The sequence below is a fragment of the Segatella copri genome (genome assembly GCF_026015295.1).
Lineage (GTDB): Bacteria > Bacteroidota > Bacteroidia > Bacteroidales > Bacteroidaceae > Prevotella > Prevotella copri_C.
In genome coordinates, this window is the sequence record NZ_JAPDUW010000001.1 from 1,472,707 (window position 1) to 1,497,710 (window position 25,004).

Annotated in this window: 22 protein-coding genes and 1 pseudogene; 12 read left to right on the forward strand and 11 right to left on the reverse strand. The window is 46.5% G+C overall.

Annotated features, from left to right (window positions below; genetic code table 11):
- Positions 1-20 precede the first annotated feature (20 nt).
- From ONT18_RS06395 to ONT18_RS06415, 5 genes are all read left to right on the forward strand, one after another.
- A complete protein-coding gene (locus ONT18_RS06395) occupies positions 21-1,271 on the forward strand; it encodes a cofactor-independent phosphoglycerate mutase (protein ID WP_006848736.1) in 1,251 nt (416 codons plus the stop codon).
- Positions 1,272-1,346: 75 nt separating this feature from the next.
- The gene (gene thrC / locus ONT18_RS06400; protein WP_006848737.1) at positions 1,347-2,648 is read left to right on the forward strand and encodes a threonine synthase; all 1,302 of its coding nucleotides are present in this window, start codon (positions 1,347-1,349) and stop codon (positions 2,646-2,648) included.
- 128 nt (positions 2,649-2,776) lie between these two features.
- On the forward strand, positions 2,777-3,733 hold the full coding sequence (locus ONT18_RS06405) for a D-2-hydroxyacid dehydrogenase (RefSeq protein WP_022120314.1): 957 nt from the start codon (positions 2,777-2,779) through the stop codon (positions 3,731-3,733).
- A gap of 179 nt (positions 3,734-3,912) precedes the next feature.
- Entirely contained in the window at positions 3,913-4,206 is a 294-nt protein-coding gene (locus ONT18_RS06410) for a hypothetical protein (protein ID WP_118139958.1), read from the forward strand.
- Entirely contained in the window at positions 4,194-4,523 is a 330-nt protein-coding gene (locus tag ONT18_RS06415) for a type II toxin-antitoxin system RelE/ParE family toxin (protein ID WP_153093034.1), read from the forward strand. Before ONT18_RS06410 ends, ONT18_RS06415 begins: the two co-directional genes overlap by 13 nt.
- A gap of 118 nt (positions 4,524-4,641) precedes the next feature.
- Here the strand turns inward: ONT18_RS06415 and ONT18_RS06420 are convergent, their stop codons facing one another.
- Complete coding sequence (locus tag ONT18_RS06420) at positions 4,642-5,670, reverse strand: iron chelate uptake ABC transporter family permease subunit (RefSeq protein ID WP_153093035.1); 1,029 nt, start codon at positions 5,668-5,670, stop codon at positions 4,642-4,644.
- A gap of 40 nt (positions 5,671-5,710) precedes the next feature.
- Positions 5,711-7,000 (reverse strand): ABC transporter substrate-binding protein, encoded by a 1,290-nt coding sequence (locus ONT18_RS06425; protein ID WP_264904554.1) that lies wholly within the window; start codon positions 6,998-7,000, stop codon positions 5,711-5,713.
- A 164-nt stretch (positions 7,001-7,164) separates the two neighbouring features.
- On the opposite strand from ONT18_RS06425, the gene ONT18_RS06430 reads away from it, so the two are divergent.
- Complete coding sequence (locus tag ONT18_RS06430) at positions 7,165-7,794, forward strand: YhcH/YjgK/YiaL family protein (RefSeq protein ID WP_264906816.1); 630 nt, start codon at positions 7,165-7,167, stop codon at positions 7,792-7,794.
- A gap of 4 nt (positions 7,795-7,798) precedes the next feature.
- On the opposite strand, the gene ONT18_RS06435 is transcribed toward ONT18_RS06430, so the two are convergent.
- From ONT18_RS06435 to ONT18_RS06445, 3 genes are all read right to left on the reverse strand, one after another.
- Positions 7,799-10,543 carry a C10 family peptidase gene (locus tag ONT18_RS06435; RefSeq protein ID WP_264904555.1) on the reverse strand — a complete coding sequence of 915 codons (2,745 nt, stop codon included), beginning with the start codon at positions 10,541-10,543 and terminating at the stop codon, positions 7,799-7,801.
- A gap of 138 nt (positions 10,544-10,681) precedes the next feature.
- The gene (locus tag ONT18_RS06440) at positions 10,682-11,077 is read right to left on the reverse strand and encodes a hypothetical protein (protein ID WP_264904556.1); all 396 of its coding nucleotides are present in this window, start codon (positions 11,075-11,077) and stop codon (positions 10,682-10,684) included.
- Positions 11,078-11,183: 106 nt separating this feature from the next.
- Positions 11,184-12,281, reverse strand: coding sequence for a hypothetical protein (locus ONT18_RS06445; protein WP_264904557.1), 1,098 nt, complete (start codon positions 12,279-12,281; stop codon positions 11,184-11,186).
- A 525-nt stretch (positions 12,282-12,806) separates the two neighbouring features.
- On the opposite strand from ONT18_RS06445, the pseudogene ONT18_RS06450 reads away from it, so the two are divergent.
- From ONT18_RS06450 to ONT18_RS06465, 4 genes and pseudogenes are all read left to right on the forward strand, one after another.
- Positions 12,807-13,523 (forward strand): annotated as a pseudogene (locus tag ONT18_RS06450) (ATP-binding protein); the annotation flags it as partial.
- 154 nt (positions 13,524-13,677) lie between these two features.
- Positions 13,678-14,730 (forward strand): IS110 family transposase, encoded by a 1,053-nt coding sequence (locus ONT18_RS06455; protein ID WP_007896891.1) that lies wholly within the window; start codon positions 13,678-13,680, stop codon positions 14,728-14,730.
- A 266-nt stretch (positions 14,731-14,996) separates the two neighbouring features.
- Positions 14,997-16,043, forward strand: coding sequence for an IS110 family transposase (locus ONT18_RS06460; RefSeq protein ID WP_007896893.1), 1,047 nt, complete (start codon positions 14,997-14,999; stop codon positions 16,041-16,043).
- Positions 16,044-16,290: 247 nt separating this feature from the next.
- Positions 16,291-16,905: a DUF4143 domain-containing protein gene (locus ONT18_RS06465; protein WP_264904558.1), complete on the forward strand. Its 615-nt coding sequence runs from the start codon at positions 16,291-16,293 to the stop codon at positions 16,903-16,905.
- 174 nt (positions 16,906-17,079) lie between these two features.
- Here ONT18_RS06465 and ONT18_RS06470 read toward each other — a convergent pair whose 3' ends face one another.
- The 6 genes from ONT18_RS06470 to ONT18_RS06495 all read right to left on the reverse strand — a co-directional run bounded on the left by ONT18_RS06470 (position 17,080) and on the right by ONT18_RS06495 (position 23,192).
- On the reverse strand, positions 17,080-17,589 hold the full coding sequence (locus tag ONT18_RS06470; protein ID WP_264904559.1) for a hypothetical protein: 510 nt from the start codon (positions 17,587-17,589) through the stop codon (positions 17,080-17,082).
- A gap of 56 nt (positions 17,590-17,645) precedes the next feature.
- A complete protein-coding gene (locus tag ONT18_RS06475; protein WP_264904560.1) occupies positions 17,646-18,659 on the reverse strand; it encodes a CHC2 zinc finger domain-containing protein in 1,014 nt (337 codons plus the stop codon).
- Between the two features lie 3 nt (positions 18,660-18,662).
- The gene (locus ONT18_RS06480) at positions 18,663-20,195 is read right to left on the reverse strand and encodes a hypothetical protein (protein ID WP_264904561.1); all 1,533 of its coding nucleotides are present in this window, start codon (positions 20,193-20,195) and stop codon (positions 18,663-18,665) included.
- A gap of 228 nt (positions 20,196-20,423) precedes the next feature.
- The gene (locus ONT18_RS06485; RefSeq protein ID WP_264904562.1) at positions 20,424-21,044 is read right to left on the reverse strand and encodes a hypothetical protein; all 621 of its coding nucleotides are present in this window, start codon (positions 21,042-21,044) and stop codon (positions 20,424-20,426) included.
- A 131-nt stretch (positions 21,045-21,175) separates the two neighbouring features.
- A complete protein-coding gene (locus tag ONT18_RS06490) occupies positions 21,176-22,198 on the reverse strand; it encodes a hypothetical protein (protein ID WP_264904563.1) in 1,023 nt (340 codons plus the stop codon).
- The gene (locus ONT18_RS06495; protein ID WP_264904564.1) at positions 22,185-23,192 is read right to left on the reverse strand and encodes a hypothetical protein; all 1,008 of its coding nucleotides are present in this window, start codon (positions 23,190-23,192) and stop codon (positions 22,185-22,187) included. The genes ONT18_RS06490 and ONT18_RS06495 overlap by 14 nt, the downstream gene beginning before the upstream one ends.
- Positions 23,193-24,162: 970 nt before the next feature.
- On the opposite strand from ONT18_RS06495, the gene ONT18_RS06500 reads away from it, so the two are divergent.
- Positions 24,163-24,255 (forward strand): smalltalk protein, encoded by a 93-nt coding sequence (locus ONT18_RS06500; RefSeq protein ID WP_022121332.1) that lies wholly within the window; start codon positions 24,163-24,165, stop codon positions 24,253-24,255.
- Between the two features lie 37 nt (positions 24,256-24,292).
- Positions 24,293-24,871 (forward strand): DNA-binding protein, encoded by a 579-nt coding sequence (locus ONT18_RS06505; protein ID WP_264904566.1) that lies wholly within the window; start codon positions 24,293-24,295, stop codon positions 24,869-24,871.
- The last annotated feature ends 133 nt before the right edge of the window (positions 24,872-25,004 follow it).

A 25,004-nucleotide genomic window follows, 5' to 3' on the forward strand; every position in this document is an offset into this window, starting at 1 on the left:
ACTTAACATTAAAAGAAGAGATGAAACATATTATCATTCTTGGCGACGGAATGGCTGACCACCCGGTAGAAAGACTGGGTGGAAAGACTCTCCTGCAATACGCCAACAAACCCTATATGGATATGCTTGCCAAGAAGGGCAAGACAGGAAGACTCGTTACCGTGCCAGATGGATTCCATCCGGGTTCTGAGGTAGCTAACAGCTCTATCATGGGCTATGACCAGAACGAAGTTTACGAAGGACGCGGACCGCTGGAGGCTGCCAGCATCGGCTATGAACTGGAGCCTACCGACCTTGCCCTGCGCTGCAACATCATCAATGTGCAGGACGGCAAGATTATCACCCACAACGGTGGTAACCTGGAAACGGAAGATGCGGATGTGCTCATCAAGTATCTCAACGATACCCTCGGCAAGAAATATCCTGACGTCAAGTTTGTTACCGGCATCCAGTATCGCCATCTTCTGGTGGTGAAGCACGGAAACAAGCATATCGACTGTGCCCCACCTCATGATCATCCCAACGAGGAATGGCATAAGCTGATGGTGAAACCTATCTTGCCGGAGATTGGAGGCGATGAGGGTCACATCAGCCGTCGTGATACAGCCGACCTTCTGAACCAGCTGATTCTCGAGAGTCAGGAACTCCTGGAGAACCATCCTTTCAATGTGGCGCGCAAGGAGCGTGGCGAACGAATGGCCAATCTTATCTGGCCTTGGGGCGGCGGTTACCGTCCGCATATGCTCACCCTCTCTCAGATGTATCCACAGATCAAGAAGGGTTCCGTGATTTCTGCCGTAGACCTGATCCGAGGCATCGGCCATTACGCCGGTCTGCGCAACATCATCGTTGAGGGCGCTACCGGTCTTGCCAATACCAACTACGAGGGCAAGGCAGCCGCAGCTATCCAGGCTTTGAAGGACGGCGACGACTTCGTATATGTTCACGTAGAGGCAAGCGACGAGGCAGGTCATGATGGCGATCTGGAGCTGAAGCTGAAGACCATCGAGAACCTCGACCAGCGACTCATCAAGCCTATCTTCGATGAGGTAAGCACCTGGGACGAGCCGGTATGCATCGCAGTTCTCCCAGACCATCCTACTCCGGTAGAGATCCGTACCCACGTCAAGGAGCCTGTTCCTTTCATCATCTATTACCCTGGCATTGAGCCGGATAGCGTAGAGAAGTATGACGAGGTAAGCTGCGTGAGTGGCGGTTACGGCATGCTGCAGCTGCAGGAATTCATGAATGCCTTCATGGCGATCAATTAAAATCAACGGTTTCATGATAGCCCCCAAAGCTAATCATAAAGTTCAATGTTCAAATCTCAAAGTTAAAAGTAAAAAATGAAATATTATTCAACAAATAAGAAAGCACCCATCGCCGACCTTCACAAGGCGGTAGTTAAAGGTCTTGCAGAAGACCGTGGCCTCTATATGCCAGAAATCATCAAGAAGTTGCCACAGGATTTCTTCGACAACATCGAGAAACTGAGTTTCCAGGAGATTGCCTACAAGGTAGCAGATGCCTTCTTTGGCGAGGACGTTGATGCCGAGTCATTGAAGAAGATTGTATACGATACTCTGGCATTCGACTGCCCTGTAGTTGAGGTAGAGCCAAACATCTACTCTCTCGAACTGTTCCATGGTCCTACCCTCGCCTTCAAGGATGTGGGTGCGCGCTTCATGGCCCGTCTCCTGCAGTACTTCGTACGTCAGGAGGGCAAGGAAGAGGTAAATGTGCTCGTAGCTACATCGGGCGATACCGGTTCGGCTGTAGCCAACGGTTTCCTCGGCGTTGACGGAATCCATGTCTACGTGCTCTATCCTAAGGGCAAGGTGAGCAAGATTCAGGAGAGCCAGTTCACTACCCTCGGCCAGAACATCACAGCCCTCGAGGTAGACGGCGTGTTCGACGACTGCCAGGCGCTGGTAAAGTCAGCGTTCATGGATGAGGAGCTCAACAAGCACATGAAGCTTACCTCAGCCAACTCTATCAACGTAGCCCGCTTCCTGCCTCAGGCATTCTATTATTTCAATGCCTATGCCCGCATGAAGGAGAAGGGGCTCGCCGACAAGCTGGTTATCTGCGTACCTAGCGGCAACTTCGGCAACATCACAGCCGGACTCTTCGGTCATGAGATGGGATTGCCTATCCACCGCTTCATCGCAGCCAACAACGCCAACGATATCTTCTACGAGTATCTGCAGACAGGCAAGTATAATCCACAGCCTAGCAAGCAGACCATCGCCAACGCCATGGACGTAGGCGACCCATCAAACTTTGCCCGCATCTACGACCTCTACAAGGGCGATCACGATGCCATCGCTGCCTACATCGGTGGTGCTACATACAAGGACGAGCAGATTGCAGAAACCATGAAGCAGTGCTACAATGAAACCAAGTATGTACTTGACCCTCACGGAGCTTGCGGCTATCGCGCCCTGAAGGAGCAGTTGAAGCCAGGTGAGGTTGGCGTGTTCCTCGAGACCGCTCATCCAGCCAAGTTCAAGGAGAAGGTAGACAGCATCCTTGACAGCGATATAGAGATTCCTGCACGCCTTGCAGAATTCATGAAGGGTGAGAAGAAGAGTATCCAGATGACCAAGGATTTCGCATCATTCAAGAACTACTTGATGAACGAATAAACCATACATACGGAAAAGCCTTTCTCTTTCTCAAGGGGAAGGCTTTTCCCATTAAAATAAACTCAGACTCAGATTTGTCAGGACAGATGGGTCTTGAATTTTATAACAACAGAAAACGGGAAAAATTTATGAAGATTGTTATTCTAGACGGCTATGCCGCAAACCCGGGAGATTTGGATTATCATCTTCTGGAGAAACTGGGCGAGGTGGTAGTTTATCCTCGCACATCAGATGCAGAGAAAGTGGAACGTGCCAAGGATGCCGACATCATCCTTCTGAACAAGGTGCAGATAGATGCAGAGACGCTGGCGCAGCTTCCTAAACTGAAATACATCGGTATCCAGGCTACCGGTTTCAACGTGGTAGACATCGAGGCAGCCAGGAAACAGGGCATCATCGTAACCAATATTCCTGCCTACAGCACCGACAGCGTGGCGCAGATGACCTTTGCCCTCATCCTTGCCGTAACCAACCGCGTAGAGCATTATACCCAGGAGAACCGCAACGAGCGCTGGGCTTACAATAAGGATTTCTGTTATTGGGATACCCCACTGATGGAACTTGCCGGCAAGACCCTGGGTATCATGGGATTGGGCAATATCGGCATGAAGGTTGCCAACATCGCCCGCCAGTTTGGCATGAACATCTGTGCCTGCACCAGCAAGAATTCGAGCAATCTGCCTGAGTGGATCCAGAAGGTGAGCAAGGAGGGTTTGCTTGCCACGAGCGATATTCTCTCGCTCCATTGTCCGCTTTCTGATGACACCTATCATTTCATCAATAAGGAGAGTCTGGAGAAGATGAAGGATACCGCCATCCTGGTTAATACGGGTCGCGGTCCGCTGGTAGATGAGGAGGCCGTAGCTGCCGCCCTTCACGAAGGCAGTCTGGGTGCCTACTGTGCCGACGTAATGGCTCAGGAGCCGCCATCAAAGGAGAATCCGCTCTTCGGCGAGCCTAATGCCTACCTCACCCCTCATATTGCCTGGGCCACCTACGAGGCTCGCGAGCGCCTGAACAAGCAGGTAGCCGCCAACGTAAAGGCATTTCTCGAGGGCAATCCGATTAATGTCGTGAATAAGTAAGGTTCTGTAACATCATGGCAAAAAAAATAGACGGAGAAAATAATATTTTTTCAAATGTTCTTGGATATTTAAATAATTCTTCATATCTTTGCATAAGATAAACTGCACTCGGCAATCTGAAAGCAAGCTTTCATTGCACTCGTTTGCATTATCTTTGCCACAAATAAAAAAGAAAAGGTATGAAAGAGAAGAAATATCACTTACAGGAAGACCATGGTGCTGCTTTTGCAGAAGAGCCAACACCGGCCTATCATGAAAATACTACAGTTGTACTTCCTGGAAAAAAAATCGCCGAAGATAACTTCGATGATGATTTTGAATGGGATAGAATACCTGAAGGATGGGGACCTATCAACGAAGAAGAAGCCATAGCCCGTATAGAGGCCATAGAAGCCGACATAGAGCAAAATGGTCTCATTGACGAAGAGGATATGATAGAACATCTTAAAGCAAAGGGATTATGGCTTATATAAAACCATCTAAGCCATTTAACCAGGAGCTAGAAAAAGTGTTAGCCTATGCTCTATTTGAATTTGGAGTTACCACCGTAAAGCGATTCAACCAAGCATACCAAAGCATTCGAAATCGCTTGGCTATTCACCCTTACTCTTCGCCAAAAGAACCTCTTCTGAAGAGTTTCTTACGTTCATACCGTAGTGCCATCATCATGAAAAATTGGAAAATCATCTATCGGTATGATAAAGAATACGATAGAATTATCCTTGTTGACTTATGGGATATGAGAAGAAATCCCAAGTACCTGATTAGACAGTTCAGAAGAAAACTATAAAAAAGCAGCCAACCTTCAATATCCCAATTGAAAGTTGGCTGTTTCTTTTTCTAACACCTTATTTAAGGACTTAGATGGTTTAATCTAAGCCATAAAACTTTAGTTTTAAGATGTTCTATCATTTCTTTTTCACCAAAACATAGATGATGACGGGGGCACCGAACAGCGGGGTGACGGCATTCAGGGGGATAATGCCACCGTCCGACGGAAGGGTGCAGAAGAGATTGCAGAGAAGGGCTATGGCTGCACCCATCAGCATCGTGACGGGCAACAGACGGCGATGATTCTCCGTGCCGATGATGAGGCGGGCGATATGCGGCGTTGCCAGGCCGATGAAGGCGATGGGACCGCAGAAGGCGGTAACCACAGCCGTAAGAAGACCGGTGATGATGAGCAGAACGATGCGCAGGCGCCTGATGTTGAAACCCAGATTCTCGGCATACTGCTCGCCTAACAGCATGGCGTTCAGTGGTTTTACAAGGAGCAGAGACGCAGCCAGGGCAATGAGGGCTAACGGGATGAAGAACATCATCTGCTGGCTCGAAACATTGCCAAAGCTGCCCATGCCCCAAACCATATACGATTTCACGCCCTCTGCCGTACTGAAGAAATTGAGCAATGAGATGGCGCTGCTGGCAAGATAGCCCACCATCAGTCCGATGATGAGCAGTACCGTATGGCTGCGCACAATGGCAGAAAAGAAGGTGATGATGCCCATCACCACCATAGCCCCTATAAAGGCTGCGATGAGGATAGCCAGGAAACCGCCGATGGCATAGTTGCCGGCATCGCCCAGAAAACCTACCCCTAAATCATCCAGGGCAATATTGCCGCCAAAGGCAAGCATCACGATGGCTACCGCCAGTCCGGCTCCGCTGCTGATACCGAATACGTCAGGACCCGCCAGGGGGTTGCGGAAGGCTGTCTGCAGGAGCAAGCCGCTCGTGGCGAGGGCTGCGCCCGAAAGCAAAGCGGCAATCGCCGCCGGCAGTCGCGATTCCAACAGAATATAGCGGTAGGTTTCGTCGGTCTGAGAGCCCGAAATAATCGCCCCCACGTCCTGCCATGGGATGTTTACACTCCCCCATGCCAGGTTGGCGAAAAACAGTATGATAATGGCGATTGCCCCAAAAACGATGGTTTTCATATACCTAAAACTATTTCTTGTAAAATCTCTGATTAAAGCCCTATTTCTTATAGAATTTCAATTTGCCGAACCGCTCGCCATGAGCCAGGATGATGAACTCTCTGAGCAGCAGTTCGGGATGGAAACTCGTAAGCTCGAAATAAGGTACCGTAGAGGTATCTACCTGATAGATATTACCCCGGTTGAAGGCAGCAAGAGCCTTGTAGCCGTCATATTCCTGAAGCAGTTGAGCCTGCGACAGAGGGGCACCACCGAAATACTTGAATGCCCATACATCCACCTGCTTTCCCTTCGCCAAGATTTGCTCCGGACTCATCGCCAGACTTCCGCTATGTTCATCGTCCTCGAAGATATAACGGGCGTTGGCATCCTTCATCAGAATACCGATAGTACTCTGACCTCCAGGCACATACCATACGTTGCCCGTCTTTCTTTCGGTCAGGATAGAGAGGCCCTTCGGATACCCGGCTGCCTCAGCTTTCAGCTTCAGATATTCCTTTTCTATCTTCGCAAAGAGCGAATCTGCCTTTGGTTCGCAAGATGCAGCAAGAGCGGTCTTCGGTGCATTCCCGTCTTTTTTAAAGAGCATGCCGTAGAATTTCATCCATTCCGCCCTGCCCAATGGCGAAGACTCCATATAGTCGGCAGCCTCGATGATGGGCACGTGCAGCTTGTCGAGCTTGCCATATCCTCCGCTGTTTTCGAAAGGCGAAAGGAGGATGGCTTCGGGTTTCAGGGCGATGATACGCTCGATATCGGGTGCCATGCTCGAACCGCAATCCACAATAGCATTCTCTGCAGAAACATTTCCGGCTGAAGCTTTTCCGGCAGCAGCATTTCCAGCAGAAGCAGCCCTCTTCTTTACATCCGGAATATTGATGTAATCGAGGTCGCAGACACCACGGATAGCCTGCTGGCAGCCCAGTTCGTACATCAGCTGGCAATGGGGAGCGATGAAAACGGCACTTTTCTCCACCGGTGTGCGCACGGTATCGGTAGTGCATCTCGCCCCCGTGCTGCGCCTTTTGGCAAGCATCGCCACCGTCTTATCCCCCTCCTTTCCCTTCGGAATCAGGATGTAGCGATGCAGCATCGTTCCCGCCTTCCAGGGGTTGGCGATGATAGCCTCAGCATACTGATAATCAATGCCTTCTGCAGCATCGGAACTCTCTTCCCCATCACCATGCTTCACGATGGTAAGCAACTTGGCGTACTTCATCTCCAGGGTATCGCCAGCCTCCGCATCAGCAGCAGCCGTCTTTCCTCCCTGGCATGCCGCCATCAGTAGGGCCGCCGTTGCCCCACACAAAAGAATATACAGTTTTTTCATAATCTTACAAAATATGTGTGCAAAGATACGAAGAAATCTCCATTTTCCGTTTGTTTTCTCGAATATTCTTTGTACTTTTGCCCTCAAATTTAACTAACGCTACAATTTAATAAGTCAAAATGAAGAAGATTATCTGTGGCATAGCCCTTTTATTCAGTACATCGATGGCCGCCGGTGCGCATACCTGCTGTCATAATTCAGCACAGAAATGCAGCTGCAAGAGAGGGTATTACACACAGTATTACGGCGATAAGCCCGAACTCATAAAAGAGGCTATAGCTTGGGCAGAGAGCGGCGTCTGGCGCAATGGTTTCGACAAGGCGAAGCCACATTCCAGCGTAAACCTCGCAGATTTCTATCTGCAGTATCAGAAGAATCCGCAGCAATGGCAGGCGCTCTTCGACTATCTGACAAAGACCGATTTGCTGAGCATTCCGAAGGGAAAGCACAAGATTCCGGGTTCCGACCTCATGGTAAGTGTAGAGGACAGCAAGAACGAGCCGCTGGAAAAGCGCCGCAGCGAGAGTCATAACAAGCACATCGATTTTCAGTATGTAGTAAAGGGCACAGAGCGTTTTGGCGTGATCGACCACTACTCCAGCACCCCCAACTGCAAGTATCGTCCCGACGTAATCCACTACGACTACGACCGCCGGAAGGCCCGTTTCTTCGACAGTACCCCCGGCGAATTCTTCATCTTCTTCCCTAGAGACTGGCACATCGCCAAGGTGGCAAATGACACCAGCGACCAGGCGATACGCGTCATCGTGGTGAAGGTAGATTATGTGGAATAATCCTCTATTTGCTAACCACCATTTTCTTGCCCTTCACGATGTAAACACCGGCTGGCAAAGATTGTAGCTTCTTGTCATAACCCACATGCATACCTTGCAGATTGTAGACATGCCCAGAAGTTCCCCTTTGCATGACCACACCTTTGATGTCCGTGTTCTCTTTCTCCACGATTTTTTGGAATGCGGACCAACCATATGCGCTCCGATATAAGGCGGCACTACCTATAGGTACATACAAGGTACAACTTCCTAAATCCACTCCATCAAACTCAGGGATGGCAGACTCAGCTCCCGCCATCCCTCGACTTTTGCCAACGGCTGCATCCGAGGCAAGAGTCGGAGGAATAGGATTCTGCAAAGAAAGTTCCTCCAGCTTGACGCAACCAGCAAAGGCCTTTTCGCCTATCTTGGAGACAGAGGAAGGTATAGTAACCGACGTAACTTGCTGGTTACCCTTAAAGGCATAGTCTGCTATCACGGTGACAGGATATTTAGTGCCATCATCCAACACGAGCGTGTCTGGAACAACATAGTATCCCTCCACATCGGTTCCCGAGCAGAAGGAGGCCGTCTGGGTAGAATCCACTGGCGTGATGCCTGCGGCACCTTGCTCCCAGTATTCCTCGATGCTCTTGAACCCACTCAACTCCTGGTTCTTCTGGTATATCTCCTTATATCCCTTAGGCACGAGCAACTTCGCCTGCGACAAGTCCACCTGTGCCAGCATCTCGTTAGTATTAGGTATCTGTCTCCAAGCCACCTTGAGGGTATTCAGCTTTTGGCATGCGTTGAAGGCCACAGAACCGAAAGAGGTCAAGGAAGAAGGCAACGAGATATATCGCAACGAGCATCCCTGGAAGGCACACTGTGCAAGATAAGAGAATCCGTCGGGCAACGAGATACTCTCAAGTCCCGATCCATTGAAACCCCATCCACCGATACTCTTGAGCCGTGATTTCTGCGGAATGTTGATGTTCCTCAGACTTGACTGGCTAAATGCTCCATAGCCTATCTCCTCTACGCTGGCAGGTATGCTCACTTCCTCCAAGTTACGACACTCGGTGAAGGCGTTCTTGCCTATAGCCACCACTTGGTAGCTATTGCCGTCGCTAGCCGTCACCATCTCTGGAATCACCACATAACCTGCATACGAGTCATACTTGCTGTTCTTATAGGTCACGGTAGCAGTCTTCTTGTCGGCATTCAACTGATAGTAGATGCCATTTATCTCGACCGCACCTTCCTCGATGTCATCATAGATATGATTATTCTCCATGCTGAGTATTCCGCCAGAGACACTGACGTCTATAAAGCTTTGTCTTTTGTCGCCAAATATCACCTTGCGCCAATCGTTTCTTCCCTTGATGCTAACCACAGGATACATCTTGTAAGTTCCGTTGGCTAGTTTCTTATCGAAGGTCACAATGTTTGGTTCCTGTGGCGTAGTCCATATACCTACCGAAAGATTACCATTTATAGGGGCATACTCCACCTTCCCGTCAGAGGTATTCTCGAAGGCGAAGGCGAAGTCGTACTGGAAATGGGCAAAAGTGCTGATGGCTATGCCCATCGAAACTTTATGCCCCTCAACGCACATGAAATCCAGGGAGGAGGAAGCCACGAAGTCGCCCTTTCCACCCTGGTTTTTCTGAATGCCATATATCACATCAGGATTCACGTCGTATCCTGTGGCGGAAATCAGGAAATATCCATTGACATATCCATTCCATCCGAAATTAATGTGATAATAGCCCTCTTGGTTGAAGCCGTCGCATAAGAATTCATGGGCATCACCCTCGCCCTTCGAGTTGCCACCTCCTAGCATGACCGGCCTGCCTTGGCGCAACTCGTTCTGAATCGTGCCCTCATAATACTCGGCCGAGCATTCATTTCGGTCTAACATGTTTATGCTCAGGTCATAATCGAAATAGTCTATCAGCGACTGGGCTGCGGAGCCTGAACTGGCTCCCGTGCCTCCGTCAGCATAACTGGCACCGTTGGCTATGCCACAGTCTGCCATCAGCTTGGCGACAGCCATCTTCGAATCTTCGCTGATGCTTTCGTCACCATATTCATACTGAGGCTGCATCAAGTCCCATCGATAGGTTGACTTGCTGAAATCAGCCGACAAAGTCTGTCCGTTCCATTCATAAGACGCAGTTCCCCGGCCTTGCTTTGGCCACTTATGATAAGCCATGATTTGTGCCATGGCGGTCTGCACACAACCCGTCACATAATTACCTCCCTGATCGTCCTTTGGGCACAGAAGGTTGTAAGGCCAACCTTGTCCCCAAGCGATATCCCCCAGTAGTGGATCCACTGGGTCTTGGTAGGTAATGGTTGTGCCGCCCTGGCTTCCATCCGCCGACTTAAGCAGGCTGATACCTTGCGCATACCTATCGAGGAAAGCCTTGATATAAGCAGGACTGGAACTATAATCCAGGCTGCCTCTCTCCGAATAGCCCAACACGTTTTGTCGGGTGCGCTCATCGGCCGAAACGATGACAAAGCCATCGTTCTTGCCTCTATTGAAGATATAGAAGCAATTTTTGTCACCGACCCTAGCCGTATAGTTGTTGACCAGGTTTTCATTCTGTACCATTTTTTCCCCTCTCATACTTCTTGCAGCATTACTTTTGAAAAAAGATGCGGCAATACGCTTAGCTCTGGCTTCATCTATGCTTTGGGCTGTTGCCGAAAGCAAGAACGATAGCAGGAGCAAGAATGATAAAGTAAATCTCTTGTTCATAATTCTACACTATTAAAGTTCTTAAAATTGTTCTGTGGCAAAGTTAGCGATTTGTTCCCAATGGCGGCGAGCACGTTTTTAGCGATGCGTTCGTCTTCCATCAGGAATTTGAACACAGAATCGTATATCGGAAGACTACTAAATACCAACTTCCTTAACGGATACCACGGAGCAATCATTCACTTGCAACAACACCTGCATGTCATCAGCTCCTTCCTGGTCAAGTCCTTTCATAAGGCAGGTTGGGCATGATGACACCTGACGCCTGGCTAGTTCCTCGCTATAACCACTTATACGACTCAACTGAGCGACTAAAGCCTCAGCATCGTTCACTTGCTCCAAGACCACAGAGTAATTGCCCAAATTGAAATTCGGGTATCCCATTTCCATGGTGATGTTCTGTACAGACCTGCTGGACTCCTCTTTCTCCCGATGCTTGTCGAAAATGCGCAAGCAGAACTTGACGACATACCACAGGACGACAAATACCAAGACCACCATGCCTATCATACACCCCACTGCTTGAACAGCCATGTTACTAGAGCCCCACCCTCTAAAGCAAGACCCTACAAATCCTTTTCCACTAAATATTCCCATAACTACTCTATTTTTTATGATTAATAATGAATAATTCTCCTTGCTAATCTACCCGATGAAGGTTTTCAAATCCACTCTTGGCATAGATATGTCCATCACTACCCTTATAATAGGTACGTTGTGCCAAGACAGAAAGGGCGATGATACCGGCTATGACCATCAGCACCTGAAGGATAATCTTCAGAAGCACGATGATAACTCCCCAGGCTGCTATCAAAAGTCCGACGAGATAAATAACGGAAAAGATGGTGACTATCAAGCCCTTGCCTGCGCCCAGCGCCTCGGCATTCTTCTTGACAGAGATGGCGATACCCGAAAACAAAGTGCCCAAGAAAAGGATGAACATGATGGTGTCGCTTACCATCCCTTGCCATCCAAGCCATAACTGCACGATCATGGCATAGGCTATCAACACCGGTAAGCACGCGGCAAGACTCACCATAGCAGGCTTAAGGCTAAGTTTCCCTTTCTCCTCAGCAGGAACATCAGCGAAGACCAAGGTCTCAAACATCTTAAATGTGTAGAACTGCAAAGCCACAACTGCGCCAAATGGAATTACCCGGAATAAAGAGCCAAAGAACCCATAACGGTCGTTGTCGCACCACCAAAACATATCGCCGCCAAGAACCTTGTAGCCTATCACTTCTATGATGGATATGAGAAGCATGCAAACCGGTATAACCTTCAGAGCCAAAGGAACAGCCGGAGAACTCTTGCGAGCCACGAAGAAAGTGGCCAGTATCATACCCATCAATATAAGTACCAGCACAGCAGGCGTATAGGTGGCATAGAAATGACCCAGGGCGGAGTGTTTCTTCACCGTGTCCTCGCTCAATGGATTGACCGTGCCCTCAGAATTGTCGGCGCTGAACTTCAGATCTCCCATATACGCCATATAGGATGCGCCATCCTTCTTGAATGCCACATAATATCCGTTGGCCTTTCCGCACGACTCGATTTCCATCCCCTTCGGGAATTTCACACTTTGGATAGGCTCGCTTATCTTCCAAAGCGAATCGGGCTTCGAGGCTACCATACACTCGACAGAATCTCCCCAAAGAGGATCCAGTTCAAACTTTTGAGCCGAGATAGACAGACAGCTCAATAACGCGATGAAGAAAAAAGCTAAACGATGTTTCATGATAGTTTGTGATAATTAAATGATAAACTAGGGAAATAGTAGCAATATAAATTGCCATACGTTTGCAAAGTTAGCTTTTTTTTCTGTACGGAGGGGAGTTTTCGGTAAAAAAATAGTTTCATTACGTAAAAACATGATGATTTTTACGCAATGAAACTTCTACGAAGCCGAGAGGACAGGCCTCGCCCACCAAGATGCCGCCCTGACGAAGCGTGAAGGGACCATTGCCCATATCAGTAGCACATCCTGCGCCCGAAGTACGCTGCTGAGCGATTCACGTCATCGCTTAGCGATCATCTGCTACAAAAGTATAAAGAATCCCAGAGATGGCAAAGTGGCAAATCCCCAAAAGATGATGGGGAAAAATCAAATAACATTCATGAGAACCCATGCAACATTTTGCGGATTTCGGCAAAAACAGATAAAAACATTTTGCGGATTTCGGCAAAATAAGGTTAAAACATTTTGCGGATTTCGGCAAAAGTTGTATCTTTGCACGCATAATCAACTAATAATTAGACAAATATGAGTACAGAGACAGTTTTTAGAAGGAAAATATATCAAGACATGCTCAAATGGAAGGAAGAGCGTGATGGAGAAACGGCACTTTTGATAGAAGGAGCCAGACGAATTGGCAAGTCAACCATAGTGGAAGAGTTTGCCAAAAATGAGTATGACTCATACATTCTCATTGATTTTTCAAAGACATCCCCAGAAGTCAATGCCTTGTTTGAGGACCTCTCTGACTTAAACTACATATTCCTTCGCTTGCAGCTCAACTACAATGTAGATCTCAAAGAAAGAAAATCACTCATTGTCTTTGATGAAGTGCAAAACAACCCCAAAGCACGCCAAGCCATCAAGCATCTTGTAAAAGATCACAGATACGACTATATCGAGACAGGTTCATTGATTTCCATTCGCAAGAATGTTCAGTCCATTATCATTCCTAGCGAAGAGACACGCATTTCCATGCACCCCATGGATTTCGAAGAATTCAGATGGGCACTAGGCGACAGCGTAACTATTCCCTTGCTTAGAAAAGTCTTAGCAGCTCGCCAAAGTCTGGGCGATGCTACGCATAGAAAGCTGATGCGTGATTTTAGACTGTATATGTTGGTTGGGGGGATGCCACAAGCTGTAGACAAGTACATCAAGACCAACAATCTCAGTGCTGTAGACACGGTGAAACGTGACATTATCGCTCTATATGAAGAAGATCTCCGAAAGATAGACACTTCTTTTACCTTTGCACCCAGGAATCAAGTTAGGATATTTGGTTAATGGGTGTTAAGGTGAACTATCTTTCTTTCAAGGTATGCCCTTTCTCATGTCATAGTCCTTATATAATCCAGCCAACTTTCTTGATTCCATTTAACTATTAAATGTCAAAATTATGGATAAAGAACTTTACATAGGCGTGGATGTCTCAAAGCAGACTCTCGACCTTGCTTATTATGACGGAGAAAGCATTGATTGGAAGAAAGCCCATATAAAGGTGAGCAACAACAATGCAGGTTTCAAGAAAATTGGTTCATGGGTGGCAAAGGTAAGCAAGGGGTTTGATATAGTCTTGTTCTGTATGGAATATACAGGACTTTACACCCAAAACTTTAGACTGTGGTTGGAAGAGAAACATTATATTTATAGGATGGTGGAACCTCGCAAGATGCATCGCTTTGAGCCAGACTTGGATGATGGACTGCGTTCGCTCGACCGCATCAAGACTGACGAGCTTGATTCTTTCCGCATAGCCATTTACTGTGAGCAGAACCACAGAAAGATTCTTCGCAACCCATCAAAACTTCCTTCTCCTGTATATTTTAAGTTGAAGAGGCTTTTGGCGGAACGCAAGCAGACAGTCAAGCAGTCAGTCCTTTACAAGCAGCAGCTTCATGATATATGTGCGTATGACACAGATTTGTCTGTGGAACGTAAGAATGGGCAACTTAAAACGCTCAATGATGCACTTAAAGGCATAGACAATGAAATTGACATGTACATAAAAGAAGATGCGGACATCAGCAAGAACTTTTCCCTGCTGACATCAATACCTGGTATTGGGCGTGTTGTCGCACTTGAAACCATTGTCTTGACCGAAAACTTCATGGCAATAGATAACCCACGTAAATACGCTTGCTATATTGGTGTCGCTCCTTTCAAGAAAGAATCTGGTACATCTGTGAGAAAAGGCTCGTCAGTCTCTAAGAAAGGTTTTAAACAGGCAAAGGCAGATTTGTCCATTGCCTGTTTGGTTTGCATGCAGCACATTCCGAACATCAGAGATTACTGGGAACGCAAGAGAAAGGAGAAATGCAGTGGAATAGTGTTTAATGCAATCAAGTTTAAGATGATACTCCGTATGTTTGCCGTTATAAAACGAGGTACTCCGTATGTGGAGACGGACAATTATCGAAATGGGAAAAACAAGCAACCAGGAGTGAACTAACAGTGTTTTAAGACCATCACTATACCATGATAGAGTCTCTTGGTTGCTTTTGGCACTACCTTTGCGAGGAATCCTCAAAAGGAAGGAACTCCAGACAGAGGTAGTGAACTTTTTAATCTTAGGCAAAGCCCTTTCCCTTGATATAGTCTCCTCTGCCCGAAATGTCAGACTCAGTGCCTTTTAGGGAATTAGCTGTCCGTCCCAGCTTTTAAAAGATTTGGCTTATCCTGACATAGAGAGTTCCTTTCGTAAAGCGGTGCAAAGATATGAAAAATAAATCATTTGTAGGCATTGACATCTCTAAAAATGTCATAGATGTATCTATATTTCGTGAGGACACCAACATCAAAATGTTCCCTCATGAGGTGTTCAACAACACTCGCAAGGGATTTGGCGATATGTGCTCATGGCTCAAAAAGAGCCGTGTGGTACTTTCCCAAGCCCTGTTTGGCATGGAATTTACAGGTTGCTACTCCTTGGACTTGGAAAAATTCCTCACGTCCAAGAATTACTCTTTCTGTATGCTTAGTACACGTATAGTAAAACATCATCCTATGGGGACAATAGATAAGCGAGACAAGAATGACTCTGCAAAGATAGCTGACTTCCTCTATCGTTATGATGGCACGGAATGTGCCAAGCCATACAAGTTGCCAAGCAAGGCTATGCAACAATTGAAGCAACTTGTCAATGAGCGTAAGTTCCTTGTGGAGCAACGGACAAACTTTATGAACCGAATGCAGATGTTTGAAACGAAAGAGGATTCTGCCATGTATGAGAGCTACATTAAAAAGCTCAATCATGACATTGAGAAGATAGATCAGGAAGAGTGTGAATTAATGTCCAAGGAGGAAGATGTCTTTGACACTTTTCAGAATCTGTTGACGATACCAGGAATTGGTTTTGTCAATGCAACAAACATAATTGCCATCACACGAAACTTTACCGCTTTTGACACAGCTCGGCAATATGCGAGATATGTTGGCGTAGCTCCATGCAGTCACACTTCTGGTACCAGTGTGAAATGGCGTGCCCGACCTTCCGCACACTGTAACGGTCAAGTGAAAGCTGACCTGTCTATGGCGGCATTGAGAGCTGTTGAGTACGATGTGGAAATGCAAATGTTTTATAATCGAAAGTTAGGAGGCAGAAAAGATTCTGATACTAAGCGTAAGGCATTGAATGCCGTCAAGTTTAAGCTCATTTGCAGAATGTTTGCCATAGGCAAGCAAAAGAGAAAATGGGAAGTGTTGAACACCTCTGACGACAGAAAGAACTTACATATTGAAAAGTCCAAAGCAAGTGAACTATGACAATGTACCATTGTCTCTTATAGTCTTGTGAGGACAGATACGGATAACTAATTAGGAATCGAGCAAAAAGCTATTAAAAGAAAGAGTTCCGTATCGTTTTTTTTGTAACAGAAAAGTCAAAAAATGTCTTCTTCTGCTACAGGGGTAGGTATGACTATATGCTTTCTGGGGGCTATTTTGCTTATTTTAACACAAAAAAGCTCTCAAAAATTTGGTGATGTCTTAGGAATCGGGAAAAGCCTCATCCATGTACGATGCCATCCCATCGCAGCTAAGCAAGAATGCAACTAGATATAGTGTATCTTCCGTTATACCAGGAGAAAAAGCTGATAGAGTAACCGACATTGTGCAAATGATGGAAGAATCAAGAGTAGCCAACATAGCCTATCATACCAACGATCCAAATGTAGGACTAGCCTTGACCAAAGACTTGCAACGCTACAAAATGTATGCTTCAGATACAGGACTTTTCATCACATTGGCATTCAAATCCAAGTCATTTACAGACAATGTCATCTATCAAAAACTATTGAGTGACAAACTGGATGCCAACTTAGGATACGTCTATGAGAATGTAGTGGCCCAAATGCTCAAAGCTTCAGGCAAGGACTTGTACTATCATACAATCCTCAAACTAGATGGAAAAGGATATTACGAGATAGACTTTCTGCTATCAGATGGCAGCAAGGTGAGCCCGATTGAAGTAAAGTCATCTGGCTATAAAGCACATACCTCTTTGGACAAATTCTCAGAAAAGTATTCTTCGAGAATCGCCCACAAATATCTAGTTTATACCAAAGATTTGAAGAAGGATGGCGATACGCTTTGCGTACCTATTTATATGGTACCACTACTGCCCTAAACCTATCCTTTCCTCTATTTCGTTCCACAAGTCACACTAACTTCCCCGAGATGACATACGCCTCAACACATATAGAATACCAAATCAAGCAAAAAGCATAATGTGATCCACTTGATTTGGCATTCTTACATAAAGAGAGTCAAGTTGTTGATAAGTGCCACTCTTCTCCCCAACCTACTCTATCTTGATGACCACTTCGCCCCCACGGGCAATGACCTTCTTGATGCGGTCGTAGAGTTGGAGGAAGCGTTCCTGACTCTTGAGTACGAACCCGGACGCATGGGCCTCGCCGATGAGGATGCCACCCTGGCGCAGACGGAACGGACCATTGCCCGGCTGCATCATGGGACAAGGAAGGGCATGAAGCTCTTCCAGACACCCGAACTCATGACTCTTGCGCTCCATGCGGCAAAGCTTGCAGGTTTCGGGGAGAGGAAGAGAGGAAGATGAAGAAGAATCATCCCTTACCGGTTCGAGGAAAAGCATCTGGCGGGCGAAACATTTGCATTTAGCCACCATGATGTGATATTCACCCGGCTCCAGACAGCCACCCTCGCGCTCCATCGTATCACAAATGTACTGATGACCTACAACGATACCCTGGCGATTAACTACTTCCTGACTAAGGCGACCAACAATGGCGCCATGATCTCTACGTAAACGATTTAAAAACAACTTTATCATAACACGCAACAACTTAAAAACAACAATAGAAAAACATTTGAAATTCACATTCACTTTCACATTTTCTGAACGTAAAACGACTGGTAATAATCAGACAAATCCTTGCAACCTTCCGGCAACTGATGGTACACCAGCTGAGGGAACATTTCCTTCAGTTTCATATAAAGACCGATGCCCGGTTTGTCCTGATCAGGCCACATGTGAAGATTCCTTCCCGCTAAAAGATTGCGACATTCTTCATTACAAAGCGTAGCACTCGGGATGGCTATTGCCTTGTAACCCATAGACATAGCGCTCCAGCAGTCGGTACATCCCTCGGTAATAACCAATGGCTCTTTTTCTGCCACCTGCGGCAAGATCTGCATCCCATATACCATCGGCTTGCTACCTGGTGCAAACTTAAACCGCGGTTTTTCTTCAGTCTTATCTCCCAGATATCTGCTCTGAACCGTCAGCAGATTGCCATGAACGTCATAATAGGGAATCAACAGGGAAGGACCATCAAAAAACTTTCCACCAAAGCGATAGCCAGCAATGGAGAAATCTGTGCTCACCACTCTACACCAATAGATATATTCTGGGCGCAGCTTTCTCTGATAGAACAGGAAATCCTTGGCTTTATCTGTCAGTTTCTTACCCATGAGCATACGCATCAGATAATCTACGTCAGGCTTATGCTGAAACTCGCCTCTGAGATTGAGTTTGTCCGTATCACATTCAGATTTTCTATGCTCAGCAACAGCTTTATCCCGATGAAGCACATCCTTACGGTTTCCCGCAGAATGATAACCGGCGCTGATTTTGAATCTTCTGCACAGCCATTGGCAAGCCTCCGAAAAAGAGAGATTCTCCCGTTTCATCACCAGGTCGATATTATCTCCACCCCACCCGCATGCAAAGCAATGACAAGTGTTGGTGGAAGTCCAGAAATGCAAACTCGGATGGGTATCATTATGACTGATACAAAGGGCATTATGATACCGCAAACCCATTCCCAATTCATCAGCAACCTCCAGGATGCTGATAGCTCTAAGTTTAGAGAGCGTATTTGAATCAATATATTCTGCCATCTTCTAATTGTCTTTTTTAGTATTACCATCACCAATAGTGCCTTTCTGCTGCGTCTTTCTAAGCACCTTTCTATCCTCGCCCTTTGCTGGTTTTTCGAGCCATCCCCATCTGCGCCAGTTGCACACCATGTTGCGGGCAGGCGTCTTGAGTTCCTTCTGCTTCAGAAATTCCTCCAGGAACTGATAAGAGAATTCCTGCGGCAACTCGCTGAAATAGTCTACAGTATGATAAGGCTCTCCTTCGCCCTCGGCAGAAATCTGCTCGAAAGCCTTGCCCCACCGCTGCAACATATTCTGCAAGATGCGGTCGGCACAAGCCAGATAGGTCTGCCTAACCAGTTTCCGGATTTCCTTCTCGCTCTTCTTCCCTTCCACTTTGTAAAGCACTTGCATGAGGGCAGCGATGCGGAAGGCAGAAACCGAACTGCGCTTGTAGAAGACATCCATCGACTTGGACATGGTTTTCACCACCTGCTGGCGGCAGTCGTTACACCATTTTACCACCGTCTTGTAGAGCCAGCTCATATCTTCCTCTATCTCCTGATGGAATTTTCCATCTTCCTCGTAGCACAACCCGAAGAGCTTATCCAATGTATTCTCCAGCTCATTACGCTGCGTATCGGTCAACGCCTGAAACTGTGGCGGATTGTCGCCCAGATGACTGATGAGCGGGCATAAGATGGTTCGGGTTACAGCACCACCCTCAATGGCAGCCTTGTTCATATATCTGCTCACCGCACTCTGGGTGCCGCAGAATACGAACGACAGCAAGGCATCTACCATGGCACTATAGCTGGATTCGCTCATGAAATCCTGACCATAGACGCTGCCCAGATCGTATGCCGTCTTGATAACCTGCGAGAGGTCGGCAAACTGGCGCTTGGCAGAATGCACGATGGCAGAAATCTCATCGGCAAATTCGAAGAGCGTCTTCGGAGCACCATAGAGCTTAACTGCTGCATCGCATCGCTTGATAAACATGGTGAGCGATACGGTTTCGGGCAGGATGGTGATGTCGGTCTTCGGTTCGGGTGGCAGCTTGCCGTCCTTCTTTCCCTGGCGTCGCTTCAGGGCAGCATACTCCTGCTCCTTGGCTCTCATTTCGCTGTCGCGCTCGATGAAAGGTTTCATCAGGGTACGCATGATGTATCTGGCAAACGACTTTCCGCTCGACTGCTCGCCCTCTACGATGACCTGCAACACGATGGCCGATTTTTCTCCCTGATTATCATACACATACTGTATTCTTACACGTGTAAGATAAACGCTGAGCATGGCAGCAGCCACCACCAGCGTAGGATACTTGAGGTCAGAAGGCGAAGTGATCATCCATTCTCTGATGCCCGACGGATAATCCTTATCGGCAATCAGGTGATGCATGGGCATCTCTTCATTCTCTTCAGCCTGTTCAGCCAGCTTTTTTCCTATCAACCCAGATGATACCTTGTTATTGATTCCGCCCTTGGTATCCTCAGGCTTTGCCACTGGATTAATCCGAGACGCTTCCTGTGGAGGTATTTTCTTTCCTTTTTCCATAATCCCAATCATTGATTATTTCTGTATGCAAAAGTAAGGAAAAAAAGCCTCCCCGGCAATAGGCGTCCTGCCGGTTCGCCTCCTACTAAGCCTCATCGCCGGCAACTAAGCCTTCCGCTAAGCCTCCAGCTCATCTGAAGGCATAAAAAAAGCACTTTCTGCTTGCAAACGAAGCAAAAAGTGCTGATACTGTATTATTTCTAAAAAATCTTCTGTTCAGATATATTCCTATTCATTTATAATATCACCCTTACTGACATAAGAAAGAACCAAACGGCGAACCACGGCATGAATGTCTTCATTAGGGAATTTCTGGCGATATTTCTCCGTAAGGTCTTCGCAGAAATACATCTTGCTAACAACCACAGAAGTAGGAATATTTTGTATAAACACATCGTATGTTGCAACAGGCTTGCCATCCTTTGTGTCGACAGGCACAATATTCTCCTTATACCAACCTTGTCCAGATGCGGTAGGGAACAATCTATAATTGTCCTTACTCTCCACTTCACCAGCGTTGCGCAGTATATATCCGTCAGCAGACTTATCGTCCTCAGGATTCACCGCATATAGCATAAATAAAGGAGCAAGCGTCGAGTGTTTTTTTATGATAAACTGATATTTTTTGCTTCCTCCAAAAGGAGGGTTTGCCTTCAAATCCTGCTCTATATCCTCACGAATTTTCGGCGCTTCCACCACAAACTCTACTTTGCCAGTATAATTGACGACAGTTTTCGATGACTGTGGATTTGGCTGAATAACCTCACCATTGTCATTGCTGTTGTCACATGCACAAAAAGCCAAGACTACCAACAGTAGTAAGACTGATTTTTTTACTAGATACTTCATATACTAATTTGTTTATTAAACCTATTCTGATATTAAACGTAGAATATGCCTAAAGCTTGCTCTATTTTACGTTTTTAACATTCCATCTAAAACTTGCCAACACTCACAAGAAGCAATCATTTCCCCGCTTCCTACTGCCCCTTACGGTAGATGGCAACAAAGCGGTTAGCGATATTGATGAGTTTCTGCCGGGCATTAGGATCACTTACATCATCAAAACTCCAGTTGGGAAATTCGCCACGCATTTTGGAGAAACGTTTGGAGATGACACTGGCATTGGTCAGGTCGGAAGGCATTTTCAGCTGCTCTGTAAGATACTTGCAGAAAGATGCGCCATTATCAAATTTGCCATCAAAATCTTTTATTTCAGAGAGCGCCACCATAATCAGGGCATAGTCTTTCTTCAAAGGAATAGCCTTCTCGTCTATCATCTTCTGCAAGGCTCGCTTTACTCTTTCTCCCTGGCTCAAGTCGCCCCATTCCTTCTCATTATCTTCTTCCGTTTTTTCCTGCCCGCCGTTTTCCTGATGCTCATCGTCTGTCACTTCCAATTCCAATGTCCTCTTCTGTTCAGGCTCGAATCCGTGCAGATAATCTTCATCATTGTTCTGGCGCATCAGTTCATTAATCTGAGATGAAACGAAGAAACCATCCTCGCCATAATAACCGATACTGGCTGCCAGCCGCTCAACCACATCCCGGTTCTTCACGACTGCTCCGAGGCACCGCTGAGAAAACTCCTGAGTTACGTAGCCTCTCCATTGCCCCATAATCATTGAGCAAAATTGAAACACTTTCGACTCCAAAGGCATCATCTGAAGTATCACAGCTGCCATATACAAGATGACAAATACGATTCTCTGCCGCTCGTCCTGAGCTGTAGCATACCCATCCTCATCAACATAGTTTTTCTCATATTGCCCTATTCCTTCCACAAAGGCTAGGCGGCTCTCGGTATCGGTATGCGAAAACATCATTTTGTCTACGATGCAGAACACCTCATAAAAAACATCCTCGCATGAACATCTGGACGTAGGAAACCACGTCTTATCATTGAAGATATCATGGGTGATGGCTCTGAAAACCTGATAAATCATGTGTTGCGAAAAAGATTTATCTACCATCTGTCTGGTCTTCATCTTAAATAACCTCATCGTCGTAACCATTTAAATCATCAAGAATCACATCAAGAGAATTGATCAAAGCAAACTGAGAATTCCCATGACAATCGCAACAGACAGCATCTCCATTAACCAGAGCAACAATCTCAACATCGGAGATTTTCACCTTGGTTCGTTTCAGCGAACGGGAAGAGGTGCACGGACCTTTCCAATAATATACCTTGATGCCGTAATCTTCCTTGCTGCACAGGTTCACCATCAAGGCAATGTCTCGGTTTGCCTTGTCTAAGTGCAACTGCTTACCTTTATCTGTACCAAATTTTACCTCATACATACTGGCATTGAGACACTCCATTAATGACTGCTGCATCTGTAATTGCATGACAAAGGAATATGGCGCATCGCTGAGAGACTGATGGCGAGGAAAAGAAAACACCACAGCCTTTGGTCTGCAGCCAGCCTTGATTCTTTCAGCCACGGCATCAAAGAAATCACCAGGTGGCAACTTGGCAGAAATCACCATATTCCAGCCATATTGATTCGCCACCCTGTTGATATTATCACGCAGAAGAGCCACCACCTTGTCCTGTCCTCTTTTGCCGCCGAAGATTCTAGATTCTTCCACAAAAAGGAAACCTCTGTTGGGGCGATTATCAATGATTACCTTACAGAAAGGCTGGTTGTGAATTTCATTCTCCTTAAAGTTACTCCAATAAAATTCTTTTTTGTCTGCGCATACATCCAGCACAGCCACACCTTCGCGAAATCCCAATATTCGGTTGTCGTGAATAACATCTTCCTCATTCTTCCGTGATTCCACCAAAGTCATTTTCTTGCTTTTCAGCAAACTGTCCATTACCTTCTCGAAACCAGTCTGACATTCCTGATATTTTTCAGGCGATGACATTTCGAGAAAATCCAAGGGTAGAGTACCCTCGATACTTGAAAGATTCCGGCTTTTGCAGAAATCAAACTTGAAGACAACAAAAGAAGTCTTTTCTGTGCTGTTTTTGATACGTCCAGTCATTGGCTTGCGATTTAAGTTATACCATGAAAGTTATTTTTCATAGCATCTACAAAAGTAATACTTTTTCCCCGAATAAACAAATAAATTCTAAATTATTTTTTATCAAATTGTCTTTTTTTCATAAAACCATCAAAACAAAATGTGAAAGTGAATGTGAATTTGAAATGTAAATCAATGTATCGGGTTGTTCCATCCATTCCTTTTATAGGATATTGTGAATGAAATTCAGTCCTCGCGCGCGTACCTTATTATATATATAATATTAACCTGTTATAATGGCTACTATTACTTAAACACGATTATACGCTTCTCCTTCAGGTAACATTGAAAAACATTTCAAATTCACATTCACATTCACATTTTTGCCTTTCCTTCTATCAACCAGCTAACCCACATAGCAAGTTACTGTGCGCCCGATGCCCCCAAAACTGCGTGGCGACGCACCACCATCTGCGTCCCGACGCAGATGGCGATACGTCGGGACGCTGTTGGCGGTACATCGGGACGCAGTTGGGGGTACGTTGGGACACGCCCTGAAAGGGCAGAAGCTCCTAGCCCAGGGCAACGCCCTGGGTAGCTATTGACGCAATCCCGGCGCCCTGTAAGGGCAAAAGCTTTAAAACCTCAAGCAAAAAATATAAAGCTTTTGCCCTTACAGGGCGTATTGGCTACATCCTTAAAACCCAGGGCGTTGCCCTGGGCTAGGAGCTTCTGCCCTTTCAGGGCGTGTGGCGTCAAGCAAATACATGATTAATGAGGGAGGAATGCGCGTGATTCGGGACAAGGATGCACGTGATTCGGGACAACTATTGTTTTTCAGAGAAAAATGTTGTATCTTTGCACTGTCATTCATTAAGAACGGCAAATGGGAAATTAACCACTAAAAAACGGAGGGGAAAACGACAGGGGTGCACACCTGCCCTATCTCTTTCTAAATGTTGAACCATTAAAAAAAGAAAGGAAAAAGAAAATGAAAAAGGAAGTTTGGAAAACTATCTTGCAGGTGATTATCGCCGTACTTACTGCCGTAGGCACTACGCTCGGCGTTACCAGTTGCATGTAGACTGATTTGTTTAACCATTAAAAAAACGATTTGAATTATGGGTATTAAAGTAAAAGCTATTGAGCGCAACGTAGCGTTCGAAAAAGGTAAGCAAAAGTGGGCATTCGTGATGCAGGCTGAACTCTACAGCCAGCTCAACGCCACGAAGGTGATAGAAGAAGCTGCCGTTCGCAGCGGATTGCCTAAGGCGGTAATCAACGCTGGATGGTCGGCCATAGGCGAAGTGATTGCTGCATGGGCTACCGAGGGCCACAGCGTGGCTGTGCCAGGACTGGGCAGCCTCCGATTCGGTCTTAACTCTACCGCCGTTGAGGATGTGAACAAGGTGAGCGCCAACCTCATCACCCGCCGATACATCATCTTCGTGCCTAACACCGACATCAAGAAGGAACTCGAAGAGACCTCCGTCAACATCACCTGCTACGACCGAAACGGCAAGGTGGTGAAGCAGGTTACCTCTACCGATACGCCTCCTACTACCCCATCCGACGGCGATAATCCATCCGGAGGCGATAATCCATCCGGAGGCGATAATCCATCCGGAGGCGACACCCCATCGGGCGGCGATTCTACTGGCGGAACCGGAAGCGAAAACAGCGGCGATGGACTTGAATAAAAGGTGCTGAGCCTGAAAACTAAAACCCTCCCCAGGTCTTAAAAAGTCCTAGGGAGGGTAAACTTTGTCTGGCAGTTAAATTGTTTACGCAATGTAGCATACCAGACGCCCGAATACAACATGCTAACCCACC